This window comes from Kitasatospora gansuensis (assembly GCF_014203705.1).
GTDB classification, from domain to species: Bacteria; Actinomycetota; Actinomycetes; order Streptomycetales; family Streptomycetaceae; genus Kitasatospora; species Kitasatospora gansuensis.
Genome location: NZ_JACHJR010000001.1, coordinates 4,771,271 through 4,794,370 on the forward strand (window position 1 = coordinate 4,771,271; position 23,100 = coordinate 4,794,370).

A 23,100-nucleotide genomic window follows, 5' to 3' on the forward strand; every position below is an offset into this window, starting at 1 on the left:
ATGCTGATCCCCCGTCGGGTCAAGCACCGCAAGCAGCACCACCCGAAGCGCCGTGGCGCTGCCAAGGGTGGCACCGAGCTCGCGTTCGGCGAGTACGGCATCCAGGCGGTCACCCCCGCCTACGTGACGAACCGGCAGATCGAGTCCGCTCGTATCGCCGTCACCCGTCACATCAAGCGTGGTGGCAAGGTCTGGATCAACATCTACCCGGACCGTCCGCTCACCAAGAAGCCTGCCGAGACCCGCATGGGTTCCGGTAAGGGTTCCCCCGAGTGGTGGATCGCCAACGTTCACCCGGGTCGGATCATGTTCGAGTTGTCCTACCCGAACGAGAAGATTGCTCGTGAGGCGCTCACCCGCGCTGCTCACAAGCTCCCGATGAAGTGCCGGATTGTCCGGCGCGAGGCAGGTGAGAGCTGATGTCGGCCGGTACCAAGGCTGCTGAGCTGCGCGAGCTGGACAACGAGGGTCTCGTTGCCAAGCTCCGCGAGGCCAAGGAGGAGCTGTTCAACCTCCGCTTCCAGGCGGCGACCGGGCAGCTCGACAACCACGGACGGCTCAAGCTCGTCCGTAAGGACATCGCGCGGATCTACACCCTGATGCGCGAGCGCGAGCTGGGCATCGAGACGGTGGAGAACGCCTGATGACTGAGAACACCACCAACGAGACGCGCGGTTTCCGCAAGACCCGTGAGGGTCTCGTCGTCAGCGACAAGATGGACAAGACCGTCGTCGTCGCCGTCGAGGACCGCGTCAAGCACGCTCTGTACGGCAAGGTCATCCGCCGTACGAACAAGCTGAAGGCGCACGACGAGGCCAACGCCTGCGGCATCGGCGACCGGGTTCTCCTGATGGAGACCCGTCCGCTGTCCGCGACGAAGCGCTGGCGCGTCGTCGAGATCCTCGAGAAGGCCAAGTAACGAAGCCGATGTGGTACGGCCGTATGTGCACCAGGTCCCCCAGGGGCGCTGGTGTGAGCAGCGGCCGGCCCGTCGACTCTCGTTGACGATCAGGAGAAAGCTGTGATCCAGCAGGAGTCGCGACTGCGTGTCGCCGACAACACTGGTGCCAAGGAGATCCTTTGCATCCGTGTTCTCGGTGGCTCCGGTCGCCGCTACGCCGGTATCGGGGACGTCATCGTCGCCACCGTCAAGGACGCGATCCCCGGTGGTTCGGTGAAGAAGGGTGACGTCGTCAAGTGCGTCATCGTTCGTACCGTCAAGGAGCGTCGTCGTCCGGATGGCTCGTACATCCGCTTCGACGAGAACGCCGCGGTCGTTCTCAAGAACACCGATGGTGACCCCCGTGGCACCCGCATCTTCGGCCCGGTGGGCCGCGAGCTGCGTGACAAGAAGTTCATGAAGATCATCTCGCTTGCGCCGGAGGTGCTCTAACCCATGGCGAACAGCATGAAGATCAAGAAGGGTGACCTGGTCCAGGTCATCACCGGCAAGGACCGCGGTAAGCAGGGCAAGGTCATCCAGGCCATCCCCGCCACCAACAAGGTCCTGGTCGAGGGTGTCAACCGGGTCAAGAAGCACACCAAGCCGGGTCCGGGCACCCAGGGCGGCATCATCACCGTCGAGGCCCCGGTTCACGTCTCCAACGTCCAGCTGGTCGTGGAGAAGGACGGCAAGAAGGTCGTCACCCGCGTTGGCTACCGCTTCGACGACGAGGGCAACAAGATCCGCGTTGCCAAGCGAACCGGTGAGGACATCTGATGTCTGAGACGACTGTTGAGAAGGTGACCCCCCGTCTCAAGGAGCGTTACAACTCCGAGATCAAGGGTCAGCTGCAGGAGGAGTTCTCGTTCGAGAACGTCATGCTGATCCCCGGCCTGGTCAAGGTCGTGGTCAACATGGGTGTCGGCGAGGCCGCTCGTGACAGCAAGCTGATCGAGGGCGCGATCCGCGACCTCACCGCCATCACCGGCCAGAAGCCGGCGGTGACGAAGGCTCGCAAGTCCATCGCGCAGTTCAAGCTGCGTGAGGGCCAGCCGATCGGCACCCACGTCACCCTCCGTGGTGACCGCATGTGGGAGTTCCTGGACCGTCTGGTGTCGCTGGCCCTGCCGCGTATCCGTGACTTCCGTGGTCTCTCCCCGAAGCAGTTCGACGGCCGTGGCAACTACACCTTCGGTCTGACCGAGCAGGTCATGTTCCACGAGATCGACCAGGACAAGGTCGACCGTCAGCGCGGTATGGACATCACCGTCGTGACCACCGCTCAGAACGACGACGAGGGCCGGGCGCTCCTGCGCGCACTGGGCTTCCCGTTCAAGGAGGCGTAACTCATGGCGAAGAAGTCCCTCATCGCGAAGTCCGAGCGCAAGCCGAAGTTCGCTGTCCGCGGTTACACCCGCTGCCAGCGCTGCGGCCGCCCGCACTCGGTGTACCGCAAGTTCGGCCTCTGCCGTGTCTGCCTCCGTGAGATGGCGCACCGCGGCGAGCTGCCGGGCGTGACCAAGAGCTCCTGGTAACCCAGGCTCCGTCACACAGCGAATCAGCAGGTGTGCCCGATCCCACGTGGCCCATTTTTGGGCTGCCGTACGGAATCCCGTAAGGTAGTGGGGTCGGGCCCCCTGTCGCGGCAGCCAGAGCTGTCCGCGACCCTCTTATGAGGGCTCGCACCCAGTCTTACTAACGCCGCAGGTCCCCTGCGTCTGTGCCCCTGCCGCACTCCTCGGAGTGCGGCGGGGGGACCTGGCGCGGAGAAACCACGGCGAGAGAGGCCTGAGGCCATCATGACCATGACCGACCCCATCGCAGACATGCTCACGCGTCTGCGTAACGCGAACTCGGCGTACCACGACACCGTGGCGATGCCGGCTAGCAAGATCAAGGCGCACGTCGCCGAGATCCTGCAGCAGGAGGGGTACATCTCCTCCTGGAAGGTTGAGGAGCCGGTTGAGGGCGAGGTCGGCAAGAAGCTGACCATCGACCTCAAGTTCGGCCCCAACCGTGAGCGCTCCATCGCCGGCATCAAGCGCATCAGCAAGCCGGGTCTGCGCGTTTACGCAAAGTCCACCAACCTGCCGAAGGTGCTCGGCGGCCTGGGCGTGGCGATCATCTCCACGTCTTCCGGTCTCCTCACCGACAAGCAGGCCGCCAAGAAGGGCGTAGGCGGAGAAGTTCTCGCCTACGTCTGGTAATTCGGGAAACGGAGGTACAGCAATGTCTCGCATTGGACGGCTGCCCATCCCGGTTCCCGCCGGCGTGGACGTCACCATCGATGGCCAGACGGTCTCGGTGAAGGGCCCCAAGGGCTCCCTCACCCACACCGTTGCCGCGCCCATCGAGATCAGCAAGGGCGAGGACGGCACTCTGCTCGTCACCCGCCCTAACGACGAGCGTCTGTCGAAGGCCCTGCACGGCCTTTCCCGCACGCTGGTGGCGAACATGATCACCGGCGTGACCGCGGGATACCGCAAGTCGCTGGAGATCAGCGGTGTTGGTTACCGAGTCGCAGCGAAGGGCTCCGCGCTGGAGTTCCAGCTCGGCTACAGCCACCCGATCCTGATCGAGGCCAAGGAGGGCATCTCCTTCGTGGTCGAGTCGCCCACCAAGTTCCACGTGGACGGGATCGACAAGCAGCTGGTCGGCGAAGAGTCGGCCAAGATCCGCAAGCTGCGTAAGCCCGACCCGTACAAGGCCAAGGGCGTCAAGTACGCGGGCGAGGTCATCCGCCGCAAGGTCGGAAAGAGCGGTAAGTAAGCCATGAGTCTTTCTGTGAAGATCGGCAAGGGCAACGGCTACAAGAACGCTGCCCGCAAGCGTCGCGCCATCCGCGTTCGCAAGCGCGTCACCGGCACCGAGGCTCGTCCTCGTCTGGTCGTGACCCGCTCGAACCGTCACATGGTCGCCCAGGTCATCGACGACGCCAAGGGTCACACCCTCGCGTCGGCGTCCACCCTCGATGTGTCCATCCGTGGCAACGAGGGCGACAAGACCGAGCTGGCCAAGAAGGTCGGAGCCCTGGTCGCCGAGCGCGCCAAGGCCGCCGGCATCGAGTCGGTCGTCTTCGACCGCGCGGGCAACCGTTACGCGGGGCGCATCGCCGCCCTGGCGGACGCTGCCCGTGAGGCCGGGCTCGACTTCTAAGCCGCTCGTCGGCTCAGTCGACGGACGTAATCGAGAGAGGTAATTCCAATGGCTGGACCCCAGCGCCGCGGTAGCGGCGCCGGCGGCGGCACCGGCGGTGGCGGCGAGCGACGTGATCGTAAGCGCGACGACCGGGGCAACGCCCCCGCCGTCGAGAAGACTGCTTACGTTGAGCGTGTCGTTGCGATCAACCGTGTCGCCAAGGTTGTCAAGGGTGGTCGTCGTTTCAGCTTCACCGCGCTGGTCGTGGTGGGCGACGGTGACGGCACCGTAGGTGTCGGCTACGGGAAGGCGAAGGAGGTTCCGGCCGCCATCGCCAAGGGTGTTGAGGAGGCCAAGAAGAACTTCTTCAAGGTCCCCCGTATCCAGGGCACCATCCCGCACCCGATCCAGGGCGAGAAGGCCGCCGGCGTCGTGCTCCTGAAGCCGGCGTCCCCCGGTACCGGCGTTATCGCCGGTGGCCCGGTGCGTGCTGTCCTGGAGTGCGCCGGCGTTCACGACATCCTGTCGAAGTCGCTCGGCTCGGACAACGCGATCAACATCGTGCACGCCACCGTGGCTGCTCTGAAGGGCCTCGTGCGCCCCGAGGAGATCGCGGCCCGCCGTGGCCTGCCGCTGGAGGACGTGGCCCCCGCTGCTCTGCTCCGCGCTCGCGCGGCCGGGACCGCGGCGGTGAGTGCCTGATGGCTCGCCTGAAGGTCACTCAGACCAAGTCGTACATCGGCAGCAAGCAGAACCACCGTGACACGCTCCGTTCGCTCGGCCTGAAGCGGCTGAACGACACCGTGGTGAAGGAGGACCGCCCGGAGATCCGCGGCATGGTCCACACCGTTCGTCACCTCGTCACGGTCGAGGAGGTGGACTGAAATGGCAGACAACTCGCCGATCAAGATCCACAACCTGCGCCCGGCCCCCGGCGCCAAGACCGACAAGATCCGTGTCGGTCGTGGTGAGGGTTCCAAGGGTAAGACCGCAGGTCGTGGTACCAAGGGCACCAAGGCCCGCTACCAGGTTCCGCAGCGCTTCGAGGGTGGGCAGATGCCCCTCCACATGCGTCTGCCGAAGCTCAAGGGCTTCAAGAACCCGGCGCACAAGCAGTTCCAGGTCGTGAACCTGGAGAAGCTGGCCGAGCTCTACCCGCAGGGTGGCGAGGTCACCGTGGCCGACCTGATCGCGAAGGGCGCCGTTCGCAAGAACGAGCTCGTCAAGGTCCTCGGCACCGGCGACATCGCGGTTGCGCTGCAGGTGACGGTTGACGCCGTCTCCGGCTCCGCGATCGAGAAGATCACCGCTGCCGGCGGTACGGTCACCGAGCTCCTCTGAGCAAGTTGACATCCACGAACCCCGTATCTCCCTCCTGGGAGGTACGGGGTTCGTGCTTTTCGGGTGGCTTTTGTGGTTGAAAACGGGCATCCCGTCCCCCGTGCGTGGGGGAGGGGCCGCGCACGCTTCTTTCGGGTGGCCACACACTGTTAGAGTCCGTGGAGTTCCCTTGTAGGCTGCGCCCAGGCTCGCCTGTGCCGTCCGGTTGACCGGACTCCTCCGAGGGCCGCACACCCCACTCCCCATTCAGGACCGACCCTCCCGCCGACGACGTGCGGGAGGCGCAGGAGGCACCGTGCTCAGTGCGTTCGCGCGGGCGTTCCAGACGCCCGACCTGCGCAAGAAGCTGCTGTTCACGCTGGGCATCATGGTGCTGTTCCGGCTGGGCGCTCACATCCCCGTGCCGGGCGTCGACTTCGTCGCGGTGAACCAGTGCCTGAAGGACACCCCCAGCGGGCTGTTCGGCCTGGTGAACCTCTTCAGTGGTGGCGCGTTGCTGCAGCTGACGATCTTCGCGCTCGGCATCATGCCGTACATCACGGCCAGCATCATCCTCCAGCTCCTCACCGTCGTGATCCCGCGACTCGAGGCGCTGAAGAAGGAGGGCCAGGCCGGTACGGCCAAGATCACCCAGTACACCCGCTACCTGACCATCGCGCTCGCCGTGCTCCAGGGCACCGGCATCGTCGCGACGGCCTCCAGTGGCGCGCTGTTCTCGGGCTGTGTCTACGCCAACCAGGTCGTGCCGGACCAGTCGGTCTTCCGGATCGCCACCATGGTGATCACGATGACCGCCGGCACCACGATGGTCATGTGGCTCGGTGAGCTGATCACCGACCGCGGCATCGGCAACGGCATGTCCATCCTGATCTTCACCTCGATCGCGTCGGGCTTCCCCGGCTCGATGTGGGCGATCAAGCTCTCGGGCAAGATCGGTGACGGCTGGGTCGAGTTCTTCAGCGTCATCGCGATCGGCGTCATCGTCGTGGTCCTGGTCATCTTCGTCGAGCAGGCGCAGCGCCGGATCCCGGTCCAGTACGCGAAGCGCATGATCGGCCGCAAGGCGTTCGGCGGGACGTCGACCTACATCCCGCTGAAGGTCAACCAGGCCGGTGTGATCCCGGTCATCTTCGCCTCGTCGCTGCTGTACATCCCGGCGCTGGTCGCCCAGCTGACGAACAGCCAGGCCGGCTGGGCCACCTGGATCCGCGACAACTTCGTCCGCGGTGACCACCCGATCTACATGGCCACGTACTTCGTGCTGATCGTGTTCTTCGCCTTCTTCTACGTCGCGATCTCCTTCAACCCCGAAGAAGTTGCGGACAACATGAAGAAGTATGGTGGGTTCATCCCGGGCATCCGGGCCGGCCGACCGACGGCCGAGTACCTCAACTACGTGCTTACCCGTATCACGTGGCCGGGGTCGCTCTACCTGGGCCTGATCGCGTTGATCCCGATGATCGCCCTGGTCGCCTTCAACGCGGACCAAAACTTCCCGTTCGGTGGCACCAGCGTGCTCATCGTCGTCGGTGTCGGACTCGAAACTGTGAAGCAGATCGAGAGCCAGCTCCAGCAGCGTAATTACGAAGGGTTCCTCCGCTGATGCGTATCGTCCTCGTCGGACCTCCCGGGGCCGGGAAGGGTACTCAGGCGCACGTCCTGGCCAAGACCCTGTCCATTCCCCACATCTCCACCGGAGACCTGTTCCGCGCCAACATCAGCCAGGGCACCCAGTTGGGGCTCGAGGCCAAGGCGTACATGGACGCGGGTCGACTGGTACCGGATGAGGTCACCATCGGGATGGCCAAGGACCGGATGTCGCAGCCGGATGCCGCCAACGGCTTCCTGCTGGACGGGTTCCCCCGGAACCTCGGTCAGGCCAAGGCCCTGGACGAGATCCTGGCCGAGTTCGGCATCGCCCTCGACGGCGTGCTGGACCTCGAGGTCCCCGAGGACGAGGTCGTCAAGCGGATCGCCGGCCGTCGGCTCTGCCGGGTCAACGGTGGCCACGTGTTCCACGTGGTCTACAACCCGCCGAAGACCGAGGGCGTCTGCGACGAGTGCGGCGGCGAGCTGTACCAGCGCTCGGACGACACCGAGGAGAAGGTGCGGACGCGGCTGGAGGTCTACCACACGGAGACCGAGCCGATCATCGAGTACTACAACCAGCAGGGCCTGCTGGTCACCATCTCGGCGCTGGGCAAGGTCGACGAAGTGACCGAGCGCGCGGTGGCCGCGCTGGAGAGCAAGAAGAGCTGAGACCGACCAGACGGCCGGGACGCCCCCGCACGGGGGAGTCCCGGCCGTTCTGTCGTCGTACGGTGGTAACGGCAGCACGGCCCCCCGGCAAGGACCGGACGGGCTTTCGACAGTGGAAGGCGTGGACCAGATGGTGGAGATCAAGACCCCCGAGCAGATCGCCAAGATGCGGGTGGCCGGACTGGTCGTCGCCGAGGCGCTGAAGGCGGCCCGCGAGGCCGTCCGTCCGGGTGTCACCACCCAGGAGCTCAACGACATCGCGGCGAAGGTGATCGCCGACCACGGCGCCACCTCCAACTTCCGCGCGGACCACGGCGGCCTGTGGTTCCCGGGTGTGATCTGCGCCTCCGTCAACAACGAGGTGGTGCACGGCATCCCGGGCGACCGGGTGCTGGTCGAGGGTGACGTCATCTCGATCGACTGCGGTGCGATCGTGGACGGCTGGCACGGCGACGCCGCGATCACCGTGGCGGTCGGCGAGGTCGCGCCCGAGGTGGAGATGCTCAGCCGGGTGACCGAGGGCTCGATGTGGGCCGGCATCGCCCAGATGAAGAAGAACAACCGCCTGGTCGAGGTCTCCAAGGCGATCGAGGGCTTCATCCGCCGCCAGCCGCTGCCCCCCAAGGGCAAGTGGGGCATCACCGAGGGGTACGGCGGCCACGGCATCGGCACCGCGATGCACATGGAGCCGCACGTGCTGAACTACGTCGAGCGCGGCCGCGGCAAGGGCCCGAAGCTCGTCCCCGGCACCGTGCTGGCGATCGAGCCGATGGTCTCGCTGGGCACCCCGCACACCACCGTGCTGGAGGACGACTGGACGGTCGTCACCAACGACGGCACCTGGGCCTCGCACTGGGAGCACTCGGTGGCCATCACCGAGCAGGGCCCGCTGGTGCTGACCGCCTTCGACGGCGGCAAGGCCGAGCTGGCCAAGCTGGGCGTCGTGGCGGCTCCGGATCCGCTGGGTTAGGACTGACGGATCGTCAAGGGCTCGGTGGGTTTCGCCCACCGGGCCCTTTGTCCTATTTTTAGGAGCTGACAACTCCGAAGGGACCAGTAAGTGCTCAAGGGATTCCGCGACTTCATGATGCGCGGCAACGTGATCGACATGGCGGTCGGTGTCGTCATCGGCTCGGCCTTCACCGCGGTGGTGACCGGCTTCGTCGTGGCCTTCCTCACCCCGCTGGTCGGTGTGGTGGTCGGCGCGGCCGGTGACTTCCGTGCGTACAGCTTCACCCTGGCCGGCGTGACCTTCCCGTACGGCCAGTTCCTGAACGTGCTGATCGCGTTCCTGCTGACCGCCGCGGTGCTGTACTTCTTCGTGGTGCTGCCGGTCACCAAGGCGACCGCGCGCTACCTGCCGAAGAAGCCGAAGACCCCCAAGCGCCCGTGCCCCGAGTGCCTGACCGAGATACCGGAGGCCGCCCGGCGCTGCTCGGCCTGCACCGCGCACGTGGAACCGCTGGTCAAGGTCGGGGTCTGAACCGTTTTGGTCCGGGAGCGGGCGGTGGCGTACGATGGACCGTCGGCTCACTCGTAGCGTGCTTCAGCACGCCCTCCGCCCGGTAGGGCAGGGGTGAACCCAGGTTCGCACGAGCGTGCCGCATACGGTAGCCGTCCCCGGAAGGTGGATCTCGCAGTTCATGGCAAAGAAGCAAGGCGCCATTGAGATCGAGGGCACCGTGATCGAGTCTCTCCCGAACGCCATGTTCAAGGTTGAGCTGCAGAACGGTCACAAGGTCCTCGCGCACATCAGCGGCAAGATGCGGATGCACTACATCCGTATCCTCCCGGACGACCGCGTGGTCGTTGAGCTCAGCCCTTACGACCTGACTCGCGGCCGGATCGTCTACCGGTACAAGTAAGCAACTGTCAGATCTAGACCCGGAGTACCTGAAGCATGAAGGTCAAGCCGAGCGTCAAGAAGATCTGCGACAAGTGCAAGGTGATCCGCCGTCACGGCCGGGTCATGGTGATCTGCGACAACCTGCGCCACAAGCAGCGCCAGGGCTGATCAGCTTCACCCAGCATTTTTCGTACGTCTTTGCGTGAGCACAGCTTCGCGCGACGCGACAAAACGTCATAAGCGGGCTACCCGATCCGTCCCCAGGACGGACTGCCACCCCCGGTCAGAGGCCGGGGCTCCCACACCGAGAGGTGTCGGAGTAGGTAGCACGTCAGACCTCTGAAGAAACACAGGAGCCTTGAATGGCACGCCTCGCAGGCGTTGATCTCCCGCGTGAGAAGCGCATCGAGATCGCCCTCACCTACGTCTACGGCATCGGTCGCACCCGCGCGCAGCTCGCGCTCGCGGAGACCGGCGTGAACCCGGACATCCGCGTTCGCGACATCTCCGAGGACGACCTGGTCAAGCTCGGCCAGTACATCGACGCCAACTTCGAGGTCGAGGGTGACCTCCGCCGTGCGGTTGCCGCTGACATCCGCCGCAAGGTCGAGATCGGCTGCTACGAGGGTCTGCGTCACCGCCGGGGTCTCCCCGTCCGCGGTCAGCGCACCCACACCAACGCGCGTACCCGTAAGGGCCCGCGTCGCGCGATTGCCGGCAAGAAGAAGCCGGGCAAGAAGTAGTCCGCCCGTAACCGGACTTCCCTCCGGCCCGCGGGTTAGCGGACCGACCACCTCAGTAGGAGAACAGACTTATGCCCCCCAAGGGTCGTCAGGCTGCCGGCGCCAAGAAGGTGCGCCGCAAGGAGAAGAAGAACGTCGCTCACGGGCACGCCCACATCAAGAGCACGTTCAACAACACCATCGTTTCGATCACCGACCCCTCGGGCAACGTGATCTCTTGGGCCTCTGCCGGCCACGTCGGCTTCAAGGGCTCGCGCAAGTCCACCCCGTTCGCCGCGCAGATGGCCGCCGAGTCGGCTGCCCGTCGGGCGCAGGAGCACGGCATGCGCAAGGTCGACGTCTTCGTCAAGGGTCCGGGCTCCGGCCGCGAGACCGCGATCCGCTCGCTCCAGGCCACCGGCCTGGAGGTGGGTTCGATCCAGGACGTCACCCCCACCCCGCACAACGGCTGCCGTCCGCCGAAGCGCCGCCGCGTCTGACGCAGCGCCTTCGGGCAGCTTGATGTTTTAAACCGCGTACGGGGTCCCGTTTTTAGTGGGACCCCGTACGCTGGTTCTGTTCGGCATCAAATAGTGGGTGCCGAGTTCCAACTGGAGGATCTGAAAACATGCTGATCGCTCAGCGCCCCTCGCTGACCGAAGAGGTCGTCGACGAGTTCCGCTCGCGGTTCGTGATCGAGCCGCTCGAGCCGGGCTTCGGCTACACCCTCGGCAACTCGCTCCGCCGCACGCTCCTCTCCTCGATCCCCGGTGCCGCTGTCACCAGCATCCGGGTCGACGGTGTCCTGCACGAGTTCACCACCGTGCCGGGCGTCAAGGAGGACGTGACCGACCTCATCCTCAACATCAAGCAGCTGGTCGTCTCCTCGGAGCACGACGAGCCGGTCGTGATGTACCTGCGCAAGCAGGGTCCGGGTGTGGTCACCGCCGCCGACATCGCGCCCCCGGCCGGTGTCGAGGTGCACAACCCCGAGCTGATCCTCGCCACGCTCAACGGCAAGGGCAAGCTGGAGATGGAGCTGACCGTCGAGCGCGGTCGCGGCTACGTCTCCGCCGTGCAGAACAAGGCTTCCGGCCAGGAGATCGGCCGGATCCCGGTCGACTCGATCTACAGCCCCGTGCTGAAGGTCACCTACAAGGTCGAGGCCACCCGTGTCGAGCAGCGGACCGACTTCGACAAGCTCATCGTCGACGTCGAGACCAAGCCCGCCATGCGCCCGCGTGACGCCATGGCGTCGGCCGGTAAGACCCTGGTGGAGCTGTTCGGTCTCGCTCGCGAGCTGAACATCGACGCCGAGGGCATCGACATGGGCCCGTCCCCGACGGACGCCGCCCTGGCCGCTGATCTCGCCCTGCCGATCGAGGAGCTCGAGCTCACCGTTCGGTCGTACAACTGCCTCAAGCGCGAGGGCATCCACACCGTGGGTGAGCTCGTGGCCCGCTCCGAGGCCGACCTGCTCGACATCCGCAACTTCGGTGCGAAGTCGATCGACGAGGTCAAGGCGAAGCTGGCCGGCATGGGCCTGGCGCTCAAGGACAGCCCGCCCGGGTTCGACCCGACCGCCGCCGCCGACGCCTTCGGCGCCGACGACCTGGACGACGCGGGTTACGCGGAGACCGAGCAGTACTAAGGATTTGGACGGGGGCGACCCTCGGGTCGCCCCCTGTTCGATGCAAGAAAGCCGTCCGGGCAACAGTGCCCGGGCGCCCGTCCCGGTACCTGATACGGCCGGGTTCGGAGATTTGAGGAGCAATCATGCCCCGTCCCACGAAGGGTGCCCGCCTCGGCGGTGGCCCGCACCACGAGCCGCTGCTGCTCGCCGGCCTGTGCCGCGAGCTGTTCACCTACGGCCGCATCACCACGACCGAGGCCAAGGCCCGTCGGATGCGCCCGCTGGCCGAGCGCCTCATCACCAAGGCGAAGGTCGGCGACATCCACAACCGTCGCATCGTCCGCAAGACGATCACCGACGTCTCCGTGCTGCACACCCTCTTCACCGAGATCGCGCCGCGCTACGAGAACCGCCCGGGTGGTTACACCCGTATCACCAAGATCGGTCCCCGTCGTGGCGACAACGCCCCGATGGCCGTGATCGAGCTGGTCGAGGCGCTGACCGTCGCGCAGACCGCTGTCGGCGAGGCCGAGGGCGCCACCAAGCGCGCCGTCAAGGAGGCCGACGCCAAGGTCGAGGCCACCGAGGCCGCCGAGACCGAGGTCGTCGCCGACGAGGTCGAGGCCGACAAGGCCTGACACCTTTAGGTGTTCGTTCGGGCCCGCCTCCCTTCGGGGGGCGGGCCCGTTCCTTCTTTTCTGGAGTGGATGTGCTGAACGACTGCGCCGAGCAGCCCCCGGTCAAGGACGGTCCGGCGGACGGCCACGTCCGGATCCGGCTCGACCTCGCCTACCAGGGCGCCGAGTTCTCCGGCTGGGCCCGCCAGCGCGGCCGGCGCACGGTGCAGGAGGAGCTGGAGAGCGCGCTGCAGATCGTCACCCGCAGCCCCGAGCTCTTCCCGCTCACGGTGGCGGGCCGGACCGACGCCGGGGTGCACGCCCGGGGCCAGGTGGCGCACGTCGACCTGCCGGCCGAGCTGTGGGCCGAGCACGGCGAGAAGCTGCTCCGCCGGCTGGCCGGGCGGCTGCCCGCCGACGTCCGGGTGTACCGGCTGGCCGAGGCACCGGCAGGTTTCGACGCCCGGTTCGCCGCGATCTGGCGCCGGTACGCCTACCGGGTCGCCGACCACCAGGGCGGGGTGGACCCGCTGCTGCGGGGTCATGTGCTGTGGCACGACCGGCCGTTGGACGTCGAGAAGATGAACGAGGCGGCCCGGCTGCTGCTCGGCGAGCACGACTTCGCCGCGTACTGCAAGAAGCGCGAGGGCGCGACCACCATCCGCACCCTGCTGGAGCTCCGCTGGGACCGGGTGCCGGTGGACCCGTACGCGGCCCAGGAGGGCTCGCTGGCGATCGCCACGGTGCGGGCGGACGCGTTCTGCCACAACATGGTGCGGGCGCTGGTGGGGGCGATGCTGCTGGTCGGCGACGGGCACCGGCCGGTGGAGTTCCCGGGCGAGGTGCTGGCCGGCGGGGTCCGCAACTCCGCGGTGAACGTGATCCGCCCGCACGGGCTGACGCTGGAGGAGGTCGGCTACCCGGCCGACGACCAGCTCGCCGAACGGAACCGGCTGGCGCGGCGGCTGCGCACGCTCCCGGCCTCAACCATCTGAGGTCAGGGGCTCGGGGAACTGCGACGCCGACCCTTGCAAGGTGATCCGTGCGTAGGTGGGCAGGCACTTTCGCAGTGACCCGAACGCCAGATCTCCTCGCAGTTCCCCGAGCCCCTGACCGTAAAGGGTTTTGGTCAGTGGGTACGTGCTTGGCACAATTCCAGGCATGGGACACGTCGAGATTTCGCACCTGGAGTACTACCTGCCGGACGGGCGGGTGCTGTTCGACGACGCGTCCTTCCGGGTCGGCGAGGGGTCGGCCGTCGCGTTGGTGGGGGCCAACGGGGCCGGTAAGACCACGTTGCTGCGCATGATCGCGGGGGACACCCAGCCGCACGGCGGGTCGGTGACGGTGAGCGGCGGGCTGGGCGTGATGCGGCAGTTCGTCGGGACCACCGGGCGGGAGGACCAGCGGGAGACGCCGGGGGCGCTGGCCGCCGACGCGTCGGTGCGGGACCTGCTGGTGTCGGTGGCGCCGCCGCGGATCGCGGTGGCCGCGAAGGCGGTGGACGCGGCCGAGCTGGCGATGATGGCGCAGGACGACGAGAAGTCGCAGATGGCGTACGCCCAGGCGCTCTCGGACTGGGCCGACGCGGACGGCTACGACTACGAGACGGTGTGGGACGTCTGCACCATGGCCGCGCTGGGGATGCCGTTCGACCGGGCCCAGTTCCGCGGGCTGAACACGCTCTCCGGCGGTGAGCAGAAGCGGCTGGTGCTGGAGGCGCTGCTGCGCGGCCCCGAGGAGGTGCTGCTGCTCGACGAGCCGGACAACTACCTCGACGTGCCGGGCAAGCGCTGGCTGGAGGAGGCGATCCGGGCCACTCCGAAGACGGTGTTGTTCATCTCACACGACCGCGAGCTGCTGTCCCGGGCCGCCGACAAGATCATCAGCGTCGAGACCGGTTTCGGCGGCGGTGGCAGCAGCGTCTGGGTGCACGGTGGCGGCTTCGAGTCGTTCCACGACGCCCGCAAGGAGCGCTTCGAGCGCTTCGAGGAGCTGGGCCGCCGGTGGGACGAGGAGCACGCCAAGCTGAAGAAGCTGGTGGTGAACCTCCGTCAGGCCGCCTCGGTCAGCCATGCGCTGGCGACCCGGTACGCGGCCGCGCAGACCCGGCTGAAGAAGTTCGAGGAGGCGGGCCGGCCGGAGGAGCCGCCGCGCGAGCAGAACATCACCATGCGGCTCAAGGGCGGCCGGACGGGCGTCCGCGCGCTGACCATCGAGCAGCTCGAACTGACCGGCCTGATGAAGCCCTTCGACCTGGAGGTCTTCTACGGCGAGCGGGTCGGCGTGCTGGGCTCGAACGGCTCCGGCAAGTCGCATTTCCTGCGGCTGCTGGCGGGCGACGACACGGTGAAGCACAACGGCGCGTTCCGGCTCGGCGCCCGGGTGGTGCCGGGCCACTTCCGGCAGACCCACGCCCATCCCGAACTGCTCGGACGGACCGTCAGGTCGATCGTCGAGGAGGAGCACGCGCTCAGCCGCGGCGCCGCGATGGGCGCGCTGCGCCGGTACGAGCTGGACCGGCAGGAGGAGCAGAAGTTCGAGTCGCTCTCCGGCGGCCAGCAGGCCCGGCTGATGATCCTCAAGCTGGAGCTCACCGGCGTCACCGCGCTGCTGCTGGACGAGCCGACGGACAACCTGGACCTGGAGAGCGCCGAGGCGCTCCAGCAGGGCCTGGAGGCGTTCGACGGCACTGTGCTGTGTGTCACGCACGACCGCTGGTTCGCCAAGACCTTCGACCGATTCCTGGTGTTCGGGGCCGACGGACGGGTCTACGAGTCCCTCGAACCGGTCTGGGACGAGACCCGAGTGCAGCGCGACCGGTGAGCGTTTTTGACCCGTACGGAGCTGCCCGGTAGGCTGGGCCCTTGTTGTGCGTATTGGCTCGCTCCATCTCACGTGAGAGGTCGGTACGCCGGAGATACCCAGGCCGATGACCAGCGGCTCCCCCTTGAATTGCGTCCAAGCGGGACCAGGCTGATCTCTCGTCCGGGTGCTCCTGTCAGGACTCACTCACTGAAAAGCGAAGGCTACGACCGTGCGTACGTACAGCCCCAAGCCCGGCGACGTCCAGCGTCAGTGGCACGTCATCGACGCGCAAGACGTCGTGCTCGGCCGCCTGGCCTCCCAGGCCGCCAACCTCCTCCGGGGCAAGCACAAGGCGATCTACGCGCCGCACGTTGACACTGGTGACTTCGTCATCATCATCAACGCGGACAAGGTGCACCTGTCGGGTAACAAGAAGACCCAGAAGATGGCGTACCGCCACAGCGGCTTCCCGGGCGGTCTCCGCTCGGTCCGCTACGACGACCTCCTGGACAAGAACCCGGAGAAGGCCGTCGAGAAGGCCATCAAGGGCATGATCCCCAAGAACAGCCTGGGCCGCCAGATGCTCTCCAAGCTGAAGGTCTACTCGGGCGACCAGCACCCGCACGCTGCGCAGCAGCCGGTGCCGTTCGAGATCACCCAGGTCGCGCAGTAATTCCGGCCACCAAGCCCCATCACTGAGAAGCTGAGGAACACCGTGGCCGAGACTGCCATCGAGAACACCCTTGAGGTCGACTTCGACGAGACCGTCGAAGAGTTCACCTCCGAGGAGAGCTACACCTCCGAGTCGCTGGCCGGCCGCTTCGGCGAGGCCATCCCCGGCGCCGGCCTCGGCCGTCGCAAGGAGGCCATTGCCCGCGTCCGGATCGTTCCGGGCACCGGCAAGTGGAAGATCAACGGTCGCACCCTGGAGAACTACTTCCCCAACAAGGTGCACCAGCAGACCGTGAACGAGCCCTTCAAGCTCCTTGAGCTCGACGGCCGTTACGACGTTGTCGCCCGCATCTCGGGTGGCGGCGTCTCCGGTCAGGCCTACGCGCTGCGCCTCGGCGTCGCCCGTGCGCTGAACGAGGCGGACGTGGACAACAACCGCGCCGCGCTCAAGAAGGCCGGCTTCCTCATGCGTGACGCGCGTGCCGTCGAGCGCAAGAAGGCCGGTCTCAAGAAGGCCCGTAAGGCCCCGCAGTACAGCAAGCGCTAAGCACCTCCACCGGGGGGCGTACCATCTCGATGGTTCGCACCCCCGGGGTGTGCTTGGACACCCCGGAGCACCCCGTGTGCTCCGGGGTGTCTTGTTTTTCTCTCCCCGTACGCCTGTGCGGAGACCGGGGAGTCGCGAGAGATTTCTTGCCTGTGGAACGGCGACGGAGGACGGAAACAGTGGGACGACTCTTCGGTACGGACGGCGTGCGCGGTGTGGCCAACCAGACCCTGACGGCCGAGCTGGCGCTCGGGCTGTCGGTGGCCGCGGCCCATGTGCTCGGTGACGCGGGGGCCTTCGACGGCCACCGACCGGTCGCCGTGGTCGGGCGCGACCCCCGGGCCTCCGGGGAGTTCCTGGAGGCCGCCGTGATCGCCGGCCTGGCCAGCGCGGGCGTGGACGTACTGCGGGTCGGCGTGCTGCCCACCCCCGCTGTGGCGTACCTCACCGGTGCGCTCGGCGCGGACTTCGGCGTGATGCTGTCGGCCAGTCACAACGCGATGCCCGACAACGGCATCAAGTTCCTGGCCCGCGGCGGGCACAAGCTGGACGACGCGATCGAGGACGCGATCGAGGCGCACTACCACCGCTACGGCGTCGGCTCGGACGAGAACTGGCAGCGCCCGACGGGTGCCGCGGTCGGCCGGGTCCGGCAGTACACCGAGGGCTTCGACAAGTACGTCGCGCACCTGATCGCCGTGCTGCCGAACCGCCTCGACGGCGTGAAGGTCGTCATCGACGGCGCGCACGGCGCGGCCGCCCGGGTCGCCCCCGAGGCGTTCGCCCGGGCCGGGGCCGAGGTGGTCTACACGCTCGGCGCCGAGCCGAACGGCCTGAACATCAACGACGGCGTCGGCTCGACCCACCTGGACAAGCTCCAGGTCGCGATGCGCGAGCACAAGGCCGACCTGGGCATCGCCCTGGACGGCGACGCCGACCGCTGCCTGGCCGCCGACGCGGACGGCAACGAGGTGGACGGCGACCAGATCCTGGCCATCCTGGCCGTCGCCATGAAGGAGGCCGGCACGCTGCGCCGGGGGACCGCGGTGGCCACCGTGATGTCCAACCTCGGCTTCAAGCTGGCGATGGAGCGCGAGGGCATCGAGCTGGTGCAGACCGCGGTCGGCGACCGGTACGTGCTGGAGGAGATGAAGCAGCACGGCTTCGCGCTCGGCGGCGAGCAGTCGGGGCACGTGATCCTGCTGGACCACGCGACCACCGGCGACGGCACGCTGACCGGCCTGATGCTCGGTGCCCGGCTGGCCGCCACCAAGCAGCCGCTGGCCGACCTGGCCTCGGTGATGACCCGGCTGCCGCAGCTGCTGATCAACGTCAAGGGCGTCGACAAGAGCCGGGTGAACACCTCGCCCGAGCTGGCCGCCGCCGTCGCCGAGGCCGAGGCCGAACTCGGCGCCACCGGCCGGGTGCTGCTGCGCTCCTCGGGCACCGAGCCGCTGGTCCGGGTGATGGTCGAGGCCGCCGACCAGGTGCAGGCGCAGGCCGTCTGCGAGCGGCTGGCCACGGCCGTCCGTACGCACCTGGGCTGAGCGCGCGGGCCGAGCACACGGGCTTGAATACACGTCAGGCGTCCCTCGTCGAGGGGCGCCTGACGTGTATTCAGAGCTTGCGCAGCAGTGCCCGGCGGACCTTGTGGTCGGCGCCCTTCTGCAGCACCAGGGTGGCCCGGCCCCGGGTGGGGAGCACGTTCTCCACCAGGTTGGGCTTGTTGATGGTGCGCCAGACCTGGCGGCCGTACTCCATCGCCTCCTCCTCCGGCACCTCGGTGAACCGGCGGAAGTAGGAGTTCGGGTCCTGGAAGGCGGTGTCCCGGAGCTTCTTGAACCGGGACAGGTACCAGCTCTCGATGTCGTCGGTGCGGGCGTCGACGTAGATCGAGAAGTCGAAGTAGTCGGCGACCGCGAGCCGGGTGCGGCCGTCGGTGCCGGGCAGCGCGGGCTGCAGCACGTTCAGGCCCTCGACGATCAGGATGTCGGGGCGCTCCACGGTGAGGCGCTCGTCCGGCACGATGTCGTAGACCAGGTGCGAGTAGACCGGGGCGGTGACCCGGTCCTTGCCCGCCTTCACGTCCGCCACGAAGCGCATCAGCGCCCGGCGGTCGTACGACTCGGGGAAGCCCTTGCGGGCCATCAGGCCCCGGCGGCGCAGTTCGGCGTTGGGGAGCAGGAAACCGTCGGTGGTGACCAGCTCGACCCGGGGGTGTTCCGGCCAGCGGGCCAGCAGGGCCTTCAGCAGGCGGGCGGTGGTGGACTTGCCGACCGCCACCGAGCCGGCCACGCCGATCACGAACGGGGTGCGGGTGCGCTCGGTGTCGGGGGTGTCCAGGAACGTCCCGACGGTGCTGCGCAGCTCGTGGGTGGCGTGGATGTAGAGGTTCAGCAGCCGGGACAGCGGCAGGTAGACGTCCCGCACCTCGTCCAGGTCGAGGGCGGTGCCCAGGCCGCGCAGCTTCTCCACCTCCTCGGCGGTCAGCGGCATCGGGGTGCGCTCGCGCAGCGCACTCCACTCGGCCCGGTCCAGATCCACGTACGGGGAGGGGGTGGGCGTCGCGGGGGCGCCCCTCGTACAGAGTTCGGTCAGCACATGGTCCATTGTGGGCCGTTCCGGGGGTTCGGGGTGCTGTGGTGTCGGTCACCAGGGGGTGGCGAGGGGTCCGGGGGTGCGCCGTTATCCTGGCGCGATGTGCGGAATCGTAGGTTATGTGGGCTCTCTTGAGGCCCAGAATGTAGTGATCGAAGGTCTGCGACGGCTTGAGTACCGGGGTTACGACTCCGCCGGTGTGGCCGTCCAGACGCGAGGCGCCGACGGGCAGTGGAGCCTCGCCACGGACAAGCGCGCGGGCAAGCTGGTCAACCTGGAGAAGGCCCTCGCGGAAACCCCTCTTCCCGGTGGCACCAGCGGCATCGGGCACACCCGTTGGGCCACCCACGGTGGTCCGACCGACGCGAACGCCCACCCTCACCTGGACGACGCGCGGCGGGTCGCGGTGGTGCACAACGGCATCATCGAGAACTTCGCGCAGCTGCGGGCCGAGCTCGCCGAGCGGGGCCACACGCTCCGTTCGGAGACCGACACCGAGGTGGTCGCCCACCTGCTGGGCGAGGCGTTCGACGGTGACCTGGCCGAGGCGATGCGGGTGGTGTGCCGTCAGCTGGACGGGGCGTTCACCCTGGTCGCGGTGCACGCGGACCAGCCCGGTGTGGTGGTCGGCGCGCGGCGGAACTCGCCGCTGGTGGTCGGGCGCGGCGAGGGCGAGAACTTCCTCGCCTCGGACGTGGCGGCGTTCATCGCCCACACCCGGGAGGCGGTCGAGCTCGGCCAGGACCAGGTGGTCGAGCTGCGGGCGGAGTCGGTGACCGTCACCGACTTCGACGGGCGGCCCGCCGAGGTCCGCGAGTACCACGTGGACTGGGACGCGTCGGCTGCCGAGAAGGGTGGTTACGACTACTTCATGCTGAAGGAGATCGCCGAGCAGCCGAAGGCGGTGGCGGACACGCTGCTGGGGCGGATCGGCGCGGACGGTCAGCTGACGCTGGATGAGCTGCGGATCTCGGACGCGCAGTTGCGGCAGGTGGACAAGGTGGTGATCGTCGCGTGCGGCACCGCGTTCCACGCGGGGATGATCGCGAAGTACGCGATCGAGCACTGGACGCGGATCCCGTGCGAGGTGGAGGTGGCGTCGGAGTTCCGTTACCGGGACCCGATCCTGGACGACCGGACGCTGGTGATCGCGATCTCGCAGTCCGGCGAGACCATGGACACCCTGATGGCGCTGCGGCACGCGCGGGAGCAGGGCGCGAAGGTGCTGGCGATCTGCAACACCAACGGGTCGACGATTCCTCGTGAGTCCGACGCGGTGCTGTACACGCACGCCGGGCCTGAGGTCGCGGTCGCCTCGACCAAGGCGTTCCTGACCCAGCTGGTGGCCTGCTACCTGGTCGCGCTGTACCTGGGCCAGGTGCGCGGCACCAAGTGGGGCGACGAGATCCAGAGCGTGATCCAGGAGCTCCGCGAGGCCCCCAAGCAGGTCGAGCAGGTGCTGCTGACCATGGAGCCAGTCCGTGAGCTGGCCCGTTCGCTGGCGGACGCCAAGTCGGTGCTGTTCCTCGGCCGGCACGTCGGTTACCCGGTGGCCCTGGAGGGTGCGCTCAAGCTCAAGGAGCTGGCGTACATGCACGCCGAGGGCTTCGCGGCGGGCGAGCTCAAGCACGGCCCGATCGCGCTGATCGAGGAGGGCCTGCCGGTGGTCGTGGTGGTGCCTTCGCCGCGCGGCCGGTCGATCCTGCACGACAAGATCGTCTCCAACATCCAGGAGATCCGCGCCCGTGGCGCCCGGACCATCGTGATCGCGGAGGAGGGTGACGAGGCGGTCGCCCCGTACGCCGACCACCTGATCCGGATCCCGGTCACGCCGGTGCTGCTGCAGCCGCTGGTGTCGACGGTGCCGCTGCAGGTCTTCGCCTGCGAGCTGGCCACCGCCAAGGGCCACGAGGTGGACCAGCCGCGGAACCTGGCGAAGTCCGTGACGGTGGAGTAGTCGGAAGATGCTTTGCTGCTCCCCTGCGGTGTGTGCCTGCCGCAGGGGAGCAGTGCTGTTTCGGGAGAGGAGCAGGTCGCGGTGATTGTCGGGGTCGGGATCGACGTGGCGGAGATCGAGCGGTTCGGGGCGGCGTTGGAGCGGACGCCCGGGATGGCGGAGCGGTTGTTCACGGCGGGGGAGTTGCTGTTGCCCAGTGGGGAGCGGCGGGGGGTGGCTTCGTTGGCGGCGCGGTTCGCGGCGAAGGAGGCGCTGGCCAAGGCGCTCGGGGCACCCGGGGGGATGCACTGGACGGATGCCGAGGTGGAGGTCGGGGAGTCCGGGCGGCCGTTGCTGACGGTGCGTGGGACGGTGGCGGCGCGGGCGGCCGAACTGGGCGTCCGGTCGTGGCATGTGTCGCTGAGTCATGATGCGGGCGTAGCGTCGGCCGTGGTGATCGCGGAAGGCTGAGCCCGGAGGTTGTCGCATGCGGTACGCCCATACGGTGGAACAGGTACGTGCGGCGGAGGCCGCGGCGATGGCCCGGCTGCCCGAGGGGACGTTGATGCAGCGGGCGGCCCACGGTCTGGCCGCCGTCTGCGGGCGGCTGCTGGGCCGGGTGTACGGCAGCCGGGTGCTGGTGCTGGCCGGGAGCGGCGACAACGGGGGCGACGCGCTGTACGCGGGTGCGCTGCTGGCCCGGCGGGGGGCCCGGGTGCGGGCGTTGCTGCTGTCGCCGGAGCGGGTGCACGCGGGCGGACTGGCGGCGCTGCGGGCGGCCGGCGGGCGGGTGACGGACGATCAGCGCGAGTTCGCTGCCGCCGACCTGGTGCTGGACGGGATCGTCGGGATCGGCGGCCGGGGCGGGCTGCGGCCCGAGGCAGCCGGGTTCGCCGGGATGGCGCGGCGGGGCACGGTGGTCGCGGTGGACGTCCCGAGCGGGGTGGTCGCCGGGACGGGCGAGGTCGCCGGGGCGGCGTTGCGGGCCGATGTGACGGTCTGTTTCGGTACGTACAAGCCGGGGCTGCTGGTCGATCCGGGCGCCTCGTACGCCGGGGTGGTGCACCTGGTGGAGATCGGGATCGAGCTGCCGGAGGCGGCGGTGACGGCCCTTCAGGAGGCCGACGTACGGCGGCTGCTGCCGGTGCCGGACGTGGAGAGCGACAAGTACCGGCGGGGTGTGGTCGGCATCGCGGCCGGGTCGGCGAAGTACCCCGGTGCGGCGGTGCTCTCGGTGGCGGGGGCGCTGCGGGGTGGGGCCGGGCTGATCCGGTACGTCGGGTCGGCGGCGGCCGAGGTGGTGCGACGGTTCCCCGAGGTGGTGGTCAGCGACGCGGGGTTGGCGGCGGCCGGGCGGGTGCAGTCCTGGGTGGTCGGGCCCGGCGGCGGGGACGGCGTGGGTGAGGTGCTGGACCAGGCCCTCGGGGCGGGCGTGCCAGTGCTGGTCGACGCGGACGGGCTGACGGAGCTGGCGCGGCGGGGGCCGGTGGCCGGCGCTTCGCTGGTGCTCACGCCGCACACGGGGGAGGCGGCCCGGCTGCTCGCCGGGGCGACCGGGCAGGCGCCGCCGGACGCGGCCGGGCTCGCGGCCTCGCGGCTGGCCACGGCGCGGCGGCTGGCGGAGCTGTACGGGGCGACGGTCCTGCTCAAGGGTTCCACCACGGTGGTCGCCGACCCCGACGGCCGCTGCCGGGTCAACCCGACCGGCACCCCGTGGCTGGCCACGGCGGGCAGCGGCGACGTGCTGGCCGGGCTGCTCGGGTCCCTGCTGGCGGCTGGGCTCGCGCCGTTCGACGCCGCCTCGGTCGCTGCGTATCTGCACGGTCTCGCGGGGCGGCACGCCGCGGAGCGGGGGACCCCGATCACGGCCATGGACGTGGCGACGGCGGTGAACCACCAGGGGCTCGGGGAACTGCGACGCCCGCCCCGGGACGGGAGCTAAGTGCGGGAGTGGTCAACCCCGGGCGTGGCTGAGGGTGCCTGGTGTGCGGGTTCAGGCGAAAGTGCCTGGCCATTTACGCGGTGATCACGTTTTCTGAG

General features: G+C 68.3%; 32 protein-coding genes. 31 read left to right on the top strand and 1 reads right to left on the bottom strand.

The genetic code is table 11. The annotated features are described in order from the left end of the window. The 28 genes from rplP to glmM all read left to right on the top strand — a co-directional run bounded on the left by rplP (position 1) and on the right by glmM (position 18,073). Positions 1 to 420: a 50S ribosomal protein L16 gene (gene rplP, locus F4556_RS21350; RefSeq protein ID WP_184918570.1), complete on the top strand. Its 420-nt coding sequence runs from the start codon at positions 1 to 3 to the stop codon at positions 418 to 420. Next, positions 420 to 644, top strand: coding sequence for a 50S ribosomal protein L29 (rpmC, locus tag F4556_RS21355; RefSeq protein ID WP_030055825.1), 225 nt, complete (start codon positions 420 to 422; stop codon positions 642 to 644). Before rplP ends, rpmC begins: the two co-directional genes overlap by 1 nt. Then, the gene (gene rpsQ, locus F4556_RS21360; protein ID WP_057231327.1) at positions 644 to 919 is read left to right on the top strand and encodes a 30S ribosomal protein S17; all 276 of its coding nucleotides are present in this window, start codon (positions 644 to 646) and stop codon (positions 917 to 919) included. Before rpmC ends, rpsQ begins: the two co-directional genes overlap by 1 nt. Positions 920 to 1,021: 102 nt before the next feature. Beyond that, positions 1,022 to 1,393, top strand: a complete 372-nt coding sequence (gene rplN, locus F4556_RS21365) for a 50S ribosomal protein L14 (RefSeq protein WP_030263487.1) — start codon at positions 1,022 to 1,024, stop codon at positions 1,391 to 1,393. Positions 1,394 to 1,408: 15 nt separating this feature from the next. Next, positions 1,409 to 1,720, top strand: a complete 312-nt coding sequence (gene rplX, locus F4556_RS21370) for a 50S ribosomal protein L24 (RefSeq protein ID WP_057231325.1) — start codon at positions 1,409 to 1,411, stop codon at positions 1,718 to 1,720. Then, positions 1,720 to 2,289, top strand: coding sequence for a 50S ribosomal protein L5 (rplE, locus tag F4556_RS21375; RefSeq protein WP_184918572.1), 570 nt, complete (start codon positions 1,720 to 1,722; stop codon positions 2,287 to 2,289). The genes rplX and rplE overlap by 1 nt, the downstream gene beginning before the upstream one ends. A 3-nt stretch (positions 2,290 to 2,292) precedes the next feature. Then, positions 2,293 to 2,478, top strand: a complete 186-nt coding sequence (locus tag F4556_RS21380) for a type Z 30S ribosomal protein S14 (protein ID WP_104816571.1) — start codon at positions 2,293 to 2,295, stop codon at positions 2,476 to 2,478. A gap of 264 nt (positions 2,479 to 2,742) precedes the next feature. Further along, the gene (gene rpsH / locus F4556_RS21385; protein ID WP_057231318.1) at positions 2,743 to 3,150 is read left to right on the top strand and encodes a 30S ribosomal protein S8; all 408 of its coding nucleotides are present in this window, start codon (positions 2,743 to 2,745) and stop codon (positions 3,148 to 3,150) included. Positions 3,151 to 3,172: 22 nt separating this feature from the next. Then, complete coding sequence (gene rplF, locus F4556_RS21390; RefSeq protein WP_184918574.1) at positions 3,173 to 3,712, top strand: 50S ribosomal protein L6; 540 nt, start codon at positions 3,173 to 3,175, stop codon at positions 3,710 to 3,712. 3 nt (positions 3,713 to 3,715) lie between these two features. Continuing rightward, positions 3,716 to 4,099 (top strand): 50S ribosomal protein L18, encoded by a 384-nt coding sequence (rplR, locus tag F4556_RS21395; RefSeq protein ID WP_057231314.1) that lies wholly within the window; start codon positions 3,716 to 3,718, stop codon positions 4,097 to 4,099. A gap of 48 nt (positions 4,100 to 4,147) precedes the next feature. After that, positions 4,148 to 4,783 (top strand): 30S ribosomal protein S5, encoded by a 636-nt coding sequence (gene rpsE, locus F4556_RS21400; protein ID WP_057231312.1) that lies wholly within the window; start codon positions 4,148 to 4,150, stop codon positions 4,781 to 4,783. Continuing rightward, complete coding sequence (gene rpmD / locus F4556_RS21405; protein WP_014136270.1) at positions 4,783 to 4,965, top strand: 50S ribosomal protein L30; 183 nt, start codon at positions 4,783 to 4,785, stop codon at positions 4,963 to 4,965. Before rpsE ends, rpmD begins: the two co-directional genes overlap by 1 nt. A gap of 1 nt (position 4,966) precedes the next feature. Further along, positions 4,967 to 5,422: a 50S ribosomal protein L15 gene (rplO, locus tag F4556_RS21410; RefSeq protein WP_057231308.1), complete on the top strand. Its 456-nt coding sequence runs from the start codon at positions 4,967 to 4,969 to the stop codon at positions 5,420 to 5,422. Positions 5,423 to 5,717: 295 nt separating this feature from the next. Further along, the gene (secY, locus tag F4556_RS21415) at positions 5,718 to 7,025 is read left to right on the top strand and encodes a preprotein translocase subunit SecY (RefSeq protein ID WP_184918577.1); all 1,308 of its coding nucleotides are present in this window, start codon (positions 5,718 to 5,720) and stop codon (positions 7,023 to 7,025) included. Beyond that, positions 7,025 to 7,681 carry an adenylate kinase gene (locus F4556_RS21420; RefSeq protein WP_184918579.1) on the top strand — a complete coding sequence of 219 codons (657 nt, stop codon included), beginning with the start codon at positions 7,025 to 7,027 and terminating at the stop codon, positions 7,679 to 7,681. The genes secY and F4556_RS21420 overlap by 1 nt, the downstream gene beginning before the upstream one ends. A 130-nt stretch (positions 7,682 to 7,811) precedes the next feature. After that, a complete protein-coding gene (gene map / locus F4556_RS21425) occupies positions 7,812 to 8,651 on the top strand; it encodes a type I methionyl aminopeptidase (protein ID WP_184924916.1) in 840 nt (279 codons plus the stop codon). Positions 8,652 to 8,741: 90 nt separating this feature from the next. Next, positions 8,742 to 9,164 (top strand): large conductance mechanosensitive channel protein MscL, encoded by a 423-nt coding sequence (gene mscL, locus F4556_RS21430; protein ID WP_184918581.1) that lies wholly within the window; start codon positions 8,742 to 8,744, stop codon positions 9,162 to 9,164. A 160-nt stretch (positions 9,165 to 9,324) separates the two neighbouring features. Continuing rightward, positions 9,325 to 9,546 (top strand): translation initiation factor IF-1, encoded by a 222-nt coding sequence (infA, locus tag F4556_RS21435; protein ID WP_003956442.1) that lies wholly within the window; start codon positions 9,325 to 9,327, stop codon positions 9,544 to 9,546. Positions 9,547 to 9,581: 35 nt separating this feature from the next. After that, positions 9,582 to 9,695 (top strand): 50S ribosomal protein L36, encoded by a 114-nt coding sequence (gene rpmJ, locus F4556_RS21440; protein WP_003956441.1) that lies wholly within the window; start codon positions 9,582 to 9,584, stop codon positions 9,693 to 9,695. Between the two features lie 194 nt (positions 9,696 to 9,889). Continuing rightward, positions 9,890 to 10,270 carry a 30S ribosomal protein S13 gene (gene rpsM, locus F4556_RS21445; protein ID WP_184918583.1) on the top strand — a complete coding sequence of 127 codons (381 nt, stop codon included), beginning with the start codon at positions 9,890 to 9,892 and terminating at the stop codon, positions 10,268 to 10,270. A gap of 71 nt (positions 10,271 to 10,341) precedes the next feature. Continuing rightward, positions 10,342 to 10,749: a 30S ribosomal protein S11 gene (gene rpsK, locus F4556_RS21450; protein ID WP_057231298.1), complete on the top strand. Its 408-nt coding sequence runs from the start codon at positions 10,342 to 10,344 to the stop codon at positions 10,747 to 10,749. A gap of 128 nt (positions 10,750 to 10,877) precedes the next feature. Then, positions 10,878 to 11,900, top strand: a complete 1,023-nt coding sequence (locus F4556_RS21455; RefSeq protein ID WP_030393313.1) for a DNA-directed RNA polymerase subunit alpha — start codon at positions 10,878 to 10,880, stop codon at positions 11,898 to 11,900. A gap of 125 nt (positions 11,901 to 12,025) precedes the next feature. After that, positions 12,026 to 12,520 carry a 50S ribosomal protein L17 gene (rplQ, locus tag F4556_RS21460; RefSeq protein WP_184918585.1) on the top strand — a complete coding sequence of 165 codons (495 nt, stop codon included), beginning with the start codon at positions 12,026 to 12,028 and terminating at the stop codon, positions 12,518 to 12,520. 71 nt (positions 12,521 to 12,591) lie between these two features. Then, complete coding sequence (truA, locus tag F4556_RS21465; RefSeq protein ID WP_184918587.1) at positions 12,592 to 13,494, top strand: tRNA pseudouridine(38-40) synthase TruA; 903 nt, start codon at positions 12,592 to 12,594, stop codon at positions 13,492 to 13,494. A gap of 166 nt (positions 13,495 to 13,660) precedes the next feature. After that, the gene (locus F4556_RS21470; protein ID WP_184918589.1) at positions 13,661 to 15,325 is read left to right on the top strand and encodes an ABC-F family ATP-binding cassette domain-containing protein; all 1,665 of its coding nucleotides are present in this window, start codon (positions 13,661 to 13,663) and stop codon (positions 15,323 to 15,325) included. A 211-nt stretch (positions 15,326 to 15,536) separates the two neighbouring features. Beyond that, the gene (rplM, locus tag F4556_RS21475) at positions 15,537 to 15,980 is read left to right on the top strand and encodes a 50S ribosomal protein L13 (protein WP_184918591.1); all 444 of its coding nucleotides are present in this window, start codon (positions 15,537 to 15,539) and stop codon (positions 15,978 to 15,980) included. Positions 15,981 to 16,010: 30 nt separating this feature from the next. Beyond that, complete coding sequence (gene rpsI, locus F4556_RS21480; RefSeq protein ID WP_221504372.1) at positions 16,011 to 16,526, top strand: 30S ribosomal protein S9; 516 nt, start codon at positions 16,011 to 16,013, stop codon at positions 16,524 to 16,526. Positions 16,527 to 16,705: 179 nt separating this feature from the next. After that, a complete protein-coding gene (gene glmM, locus F4556_RS21485; RefSeq protein ID WP_184918595.1) occupies positions 16,706 to 18,073 on the top strand; it encodes a phosphoglucosamine mutase in 1,368 nt (455 codons plus the stop codon). A 70-nt stretch (positions 18,074 to 18,143) separates the two neighbouring features. Here glmM and coaA read toward each other — a convergent pair whose 3' ends face one another. Further along, complete coding sequence (gene coaA, locus F4556_RS21490; protein WP_184918597.1) at positions 18,144 to 19,136, bottom strand: type I pantothenate kinase; 993 nt, start codon at positions 19,134 to 19,136, stop codon at positions 18,144 to 18,146. An 88-nt stretch (positions 19,137 to 19,224) separates the two neighbouring features. Here coaA and glmS point away from each other — a divergent pair, with 88 nt between their 5' ends. The 3 genes from glmS to F4556_RS21505 all read left to right on the top strand — a co-directional run bounded on the left by glmS (position 19,225) and on the right by F4556_RS21505 (position 23,002). Beyond that, a complete protein-coding gene (glmS, locus tag F4556_RS21495; protein ID WP_184918599.1) occupies positions 19,225 to 21,081 on the top strand; it encodes a glutamine--fructose-6-phosphate transaminase (isomerizing) in 1,857 nt (618 codons plus the stop codon). 81 nt (positions 21,082 to 21,162) lie between these two features. Beyond that, on the top strand, positions 21,163 to 21,531 hold the full coding sequence (locus F4556_RS21500; protein WP_184918601.1) for a holo-ACP synthase: 369 nt from the start codon (positions 21,163 to 21,165) through the stop codon (positions 21,529 to 21,531). 16 nt (positions 21,532 to 21,547) lie between these two features. After that, positions 21,548 to 23,002, top strand: coding sequence for an NAD(P)H-hydrate dehydratase (locus F4556_RS21505; protein ID WP_184918603.1), 1,455 nt, complete (start codon positions 21,548 to 21,550; stop codon positions 23,000 to 23,002). The last annotated feature ends 98 nt before the right edge of the window (positions 23,003 to 23,100 follow it).

Coding starts and splice junctions, on each gene's coding strand:
- rpsH (WP_057231318.1), top strand. CDS start 2,743: ATGACCATGACCGACCCCATCGCAGACATGCTCACGCGTCTGCGTAAC.
- F4556_RS21380 (WP_104816571.1), top strand. CDS start 2,293: ATGGCGAAGAAGTCCCTCATCGCGAAGTCCGAGCGCAAGCCGAAGTTC.
- rplF (WP_184918574.1), top strand. CDS start 3,173: ATGTCTCGCATTGGACGGCTGCCCATCCCGGTTCCCGCCGGCGTGGAC.
- rplP (WP_184918570.1), top strand. CDS start 1: ATGCTGATCCCCCGTCGGGTCAAGCACCGCAAGCAGCACCACCCGAAG.
- map (WP_184924916.1), top strand. CDS start 7,812: ATGGTGGAGATCAAGACCCCCGAGCAGATCGCCAAGATGCGGGTGGCC.
- coaA (WP_184918597.1), bottom strand. CDS start 19,136: ATGGACCATGTGCTGACCGAACTCTGTACGAGGGGCGCCCCCGCGACG.
- F4556_RS21470 (WP_184918589.1), top strand. CDS start 13,661: ATGGGACACGTCGAGATTTCGCACCTGGAGTACTACCTGCCGGACGGG.
- F4556_RS21455 (WP_030393313.1), top strand. CDS start 10,878: ATGCTGATCGCTCAGCGCCCCTCGCTGACCGAAGAGGTCGTCGACGAG.
- rplR (WP_057231314.1), top strand. CDS start 3,716: ATGAGTCTTTCTGTGAAGATCGGCAAGGGCAACGGCTACAAGAACGCT.
- F4556_RS21420 (WP_184918579.1), top strand. CDS start 7,025: ATGCGTATCGTCCTCGTCGGACCTCCCGGGGCCGGGAAGGGTACTCAG.
- rplO (WP_057231308.1), top strand. CDS start 4,967: ATGGCAGACAACTCGCCGATCAAGATCCACAACCTGCGCCCGGCCCCC.
- rpsE (WP_057231312.1), top strand. CDS start 4,148: ATGGCTGGACCCCAGCGCCGCGGTAGCGGCGCCGGCGGCGGCACCGGC.
- rpsM (WP_184918583.1), top strand. CDS start 9,890: ATGGCACGCCTCGCAGGCGTTGATCTCCCGCGTGAGAAGCGCATCGAG.
- rplQ (WP_184918585.1), top strand. CDS start 12,026: ATGCCCCGTCCCACGAAGGGTGCCCGCCTCGGCGGTGGCCCGCACCAC.
- rplX (WP_057231325.1), top strand. CDS start 1,409: ATGAAGATCAAGAAGGGTGACCTGGTCCAGGTCATCACCGGCAAGGAC.
- infA (WP_003956442.1), top strand. CDS start 9,325: ATGGCAAAGAAGCAAGGCGCCATTGAGATCGAGGGCACCGTGATCGAG.
- F4556_RS21505 (WP_184918603.1), top strand. CDS start 21,548: ATGCGGTACGCCCATACGGTGGAACAGGTACGTGCGGCGGAGGCCGCG.
- rpsK (WP_057231298.1), top strand. CDS start 10,342: ATGCCCCCCAAGGGTCGTCAGGCTGCCGGCGCCAAGAAGGTGCGCCGC.
- rpsQ (WP_057231327.1), top strand. CDS start 644: ATGACTGAGAACACCACCAACGAGACGCGCGGTTTCCGCAAGACCCGT.
- rpmC (WP_030055825.1), top strand. CDS start 420: ATGTCGGCCGGTACCAAGGCTGCTGAGCTGCGCGAGCTGGACAACGAG.
- glmS (WP_184918599.1), top strand. CDS start 19,225: ATGTGCGGAATCGTAGGTTATGTGGGCTCTCTTGAGGCCCAGAATGTA.
- rpmD (WP_014136270.1), top strand. CDS start 4,783: ATGGCTCGCCTGAAGGTCACTCAGACCAAGTCGTACATCGGCAGCAAG.
- rpmJ (WP_003956441.1), top strand. CDS start 9,582: ATGAAGGTCAAGCCGAGCGTCAAGAAGATCTGCGACAAGTGCAAGGTG.
- rplE (WP_184918572.1), top strand. CDS start 1,720: ATGTCTGAGACGACTGTTGAGAAGGTGACCCCCCGTCTCAAGGAGCGT.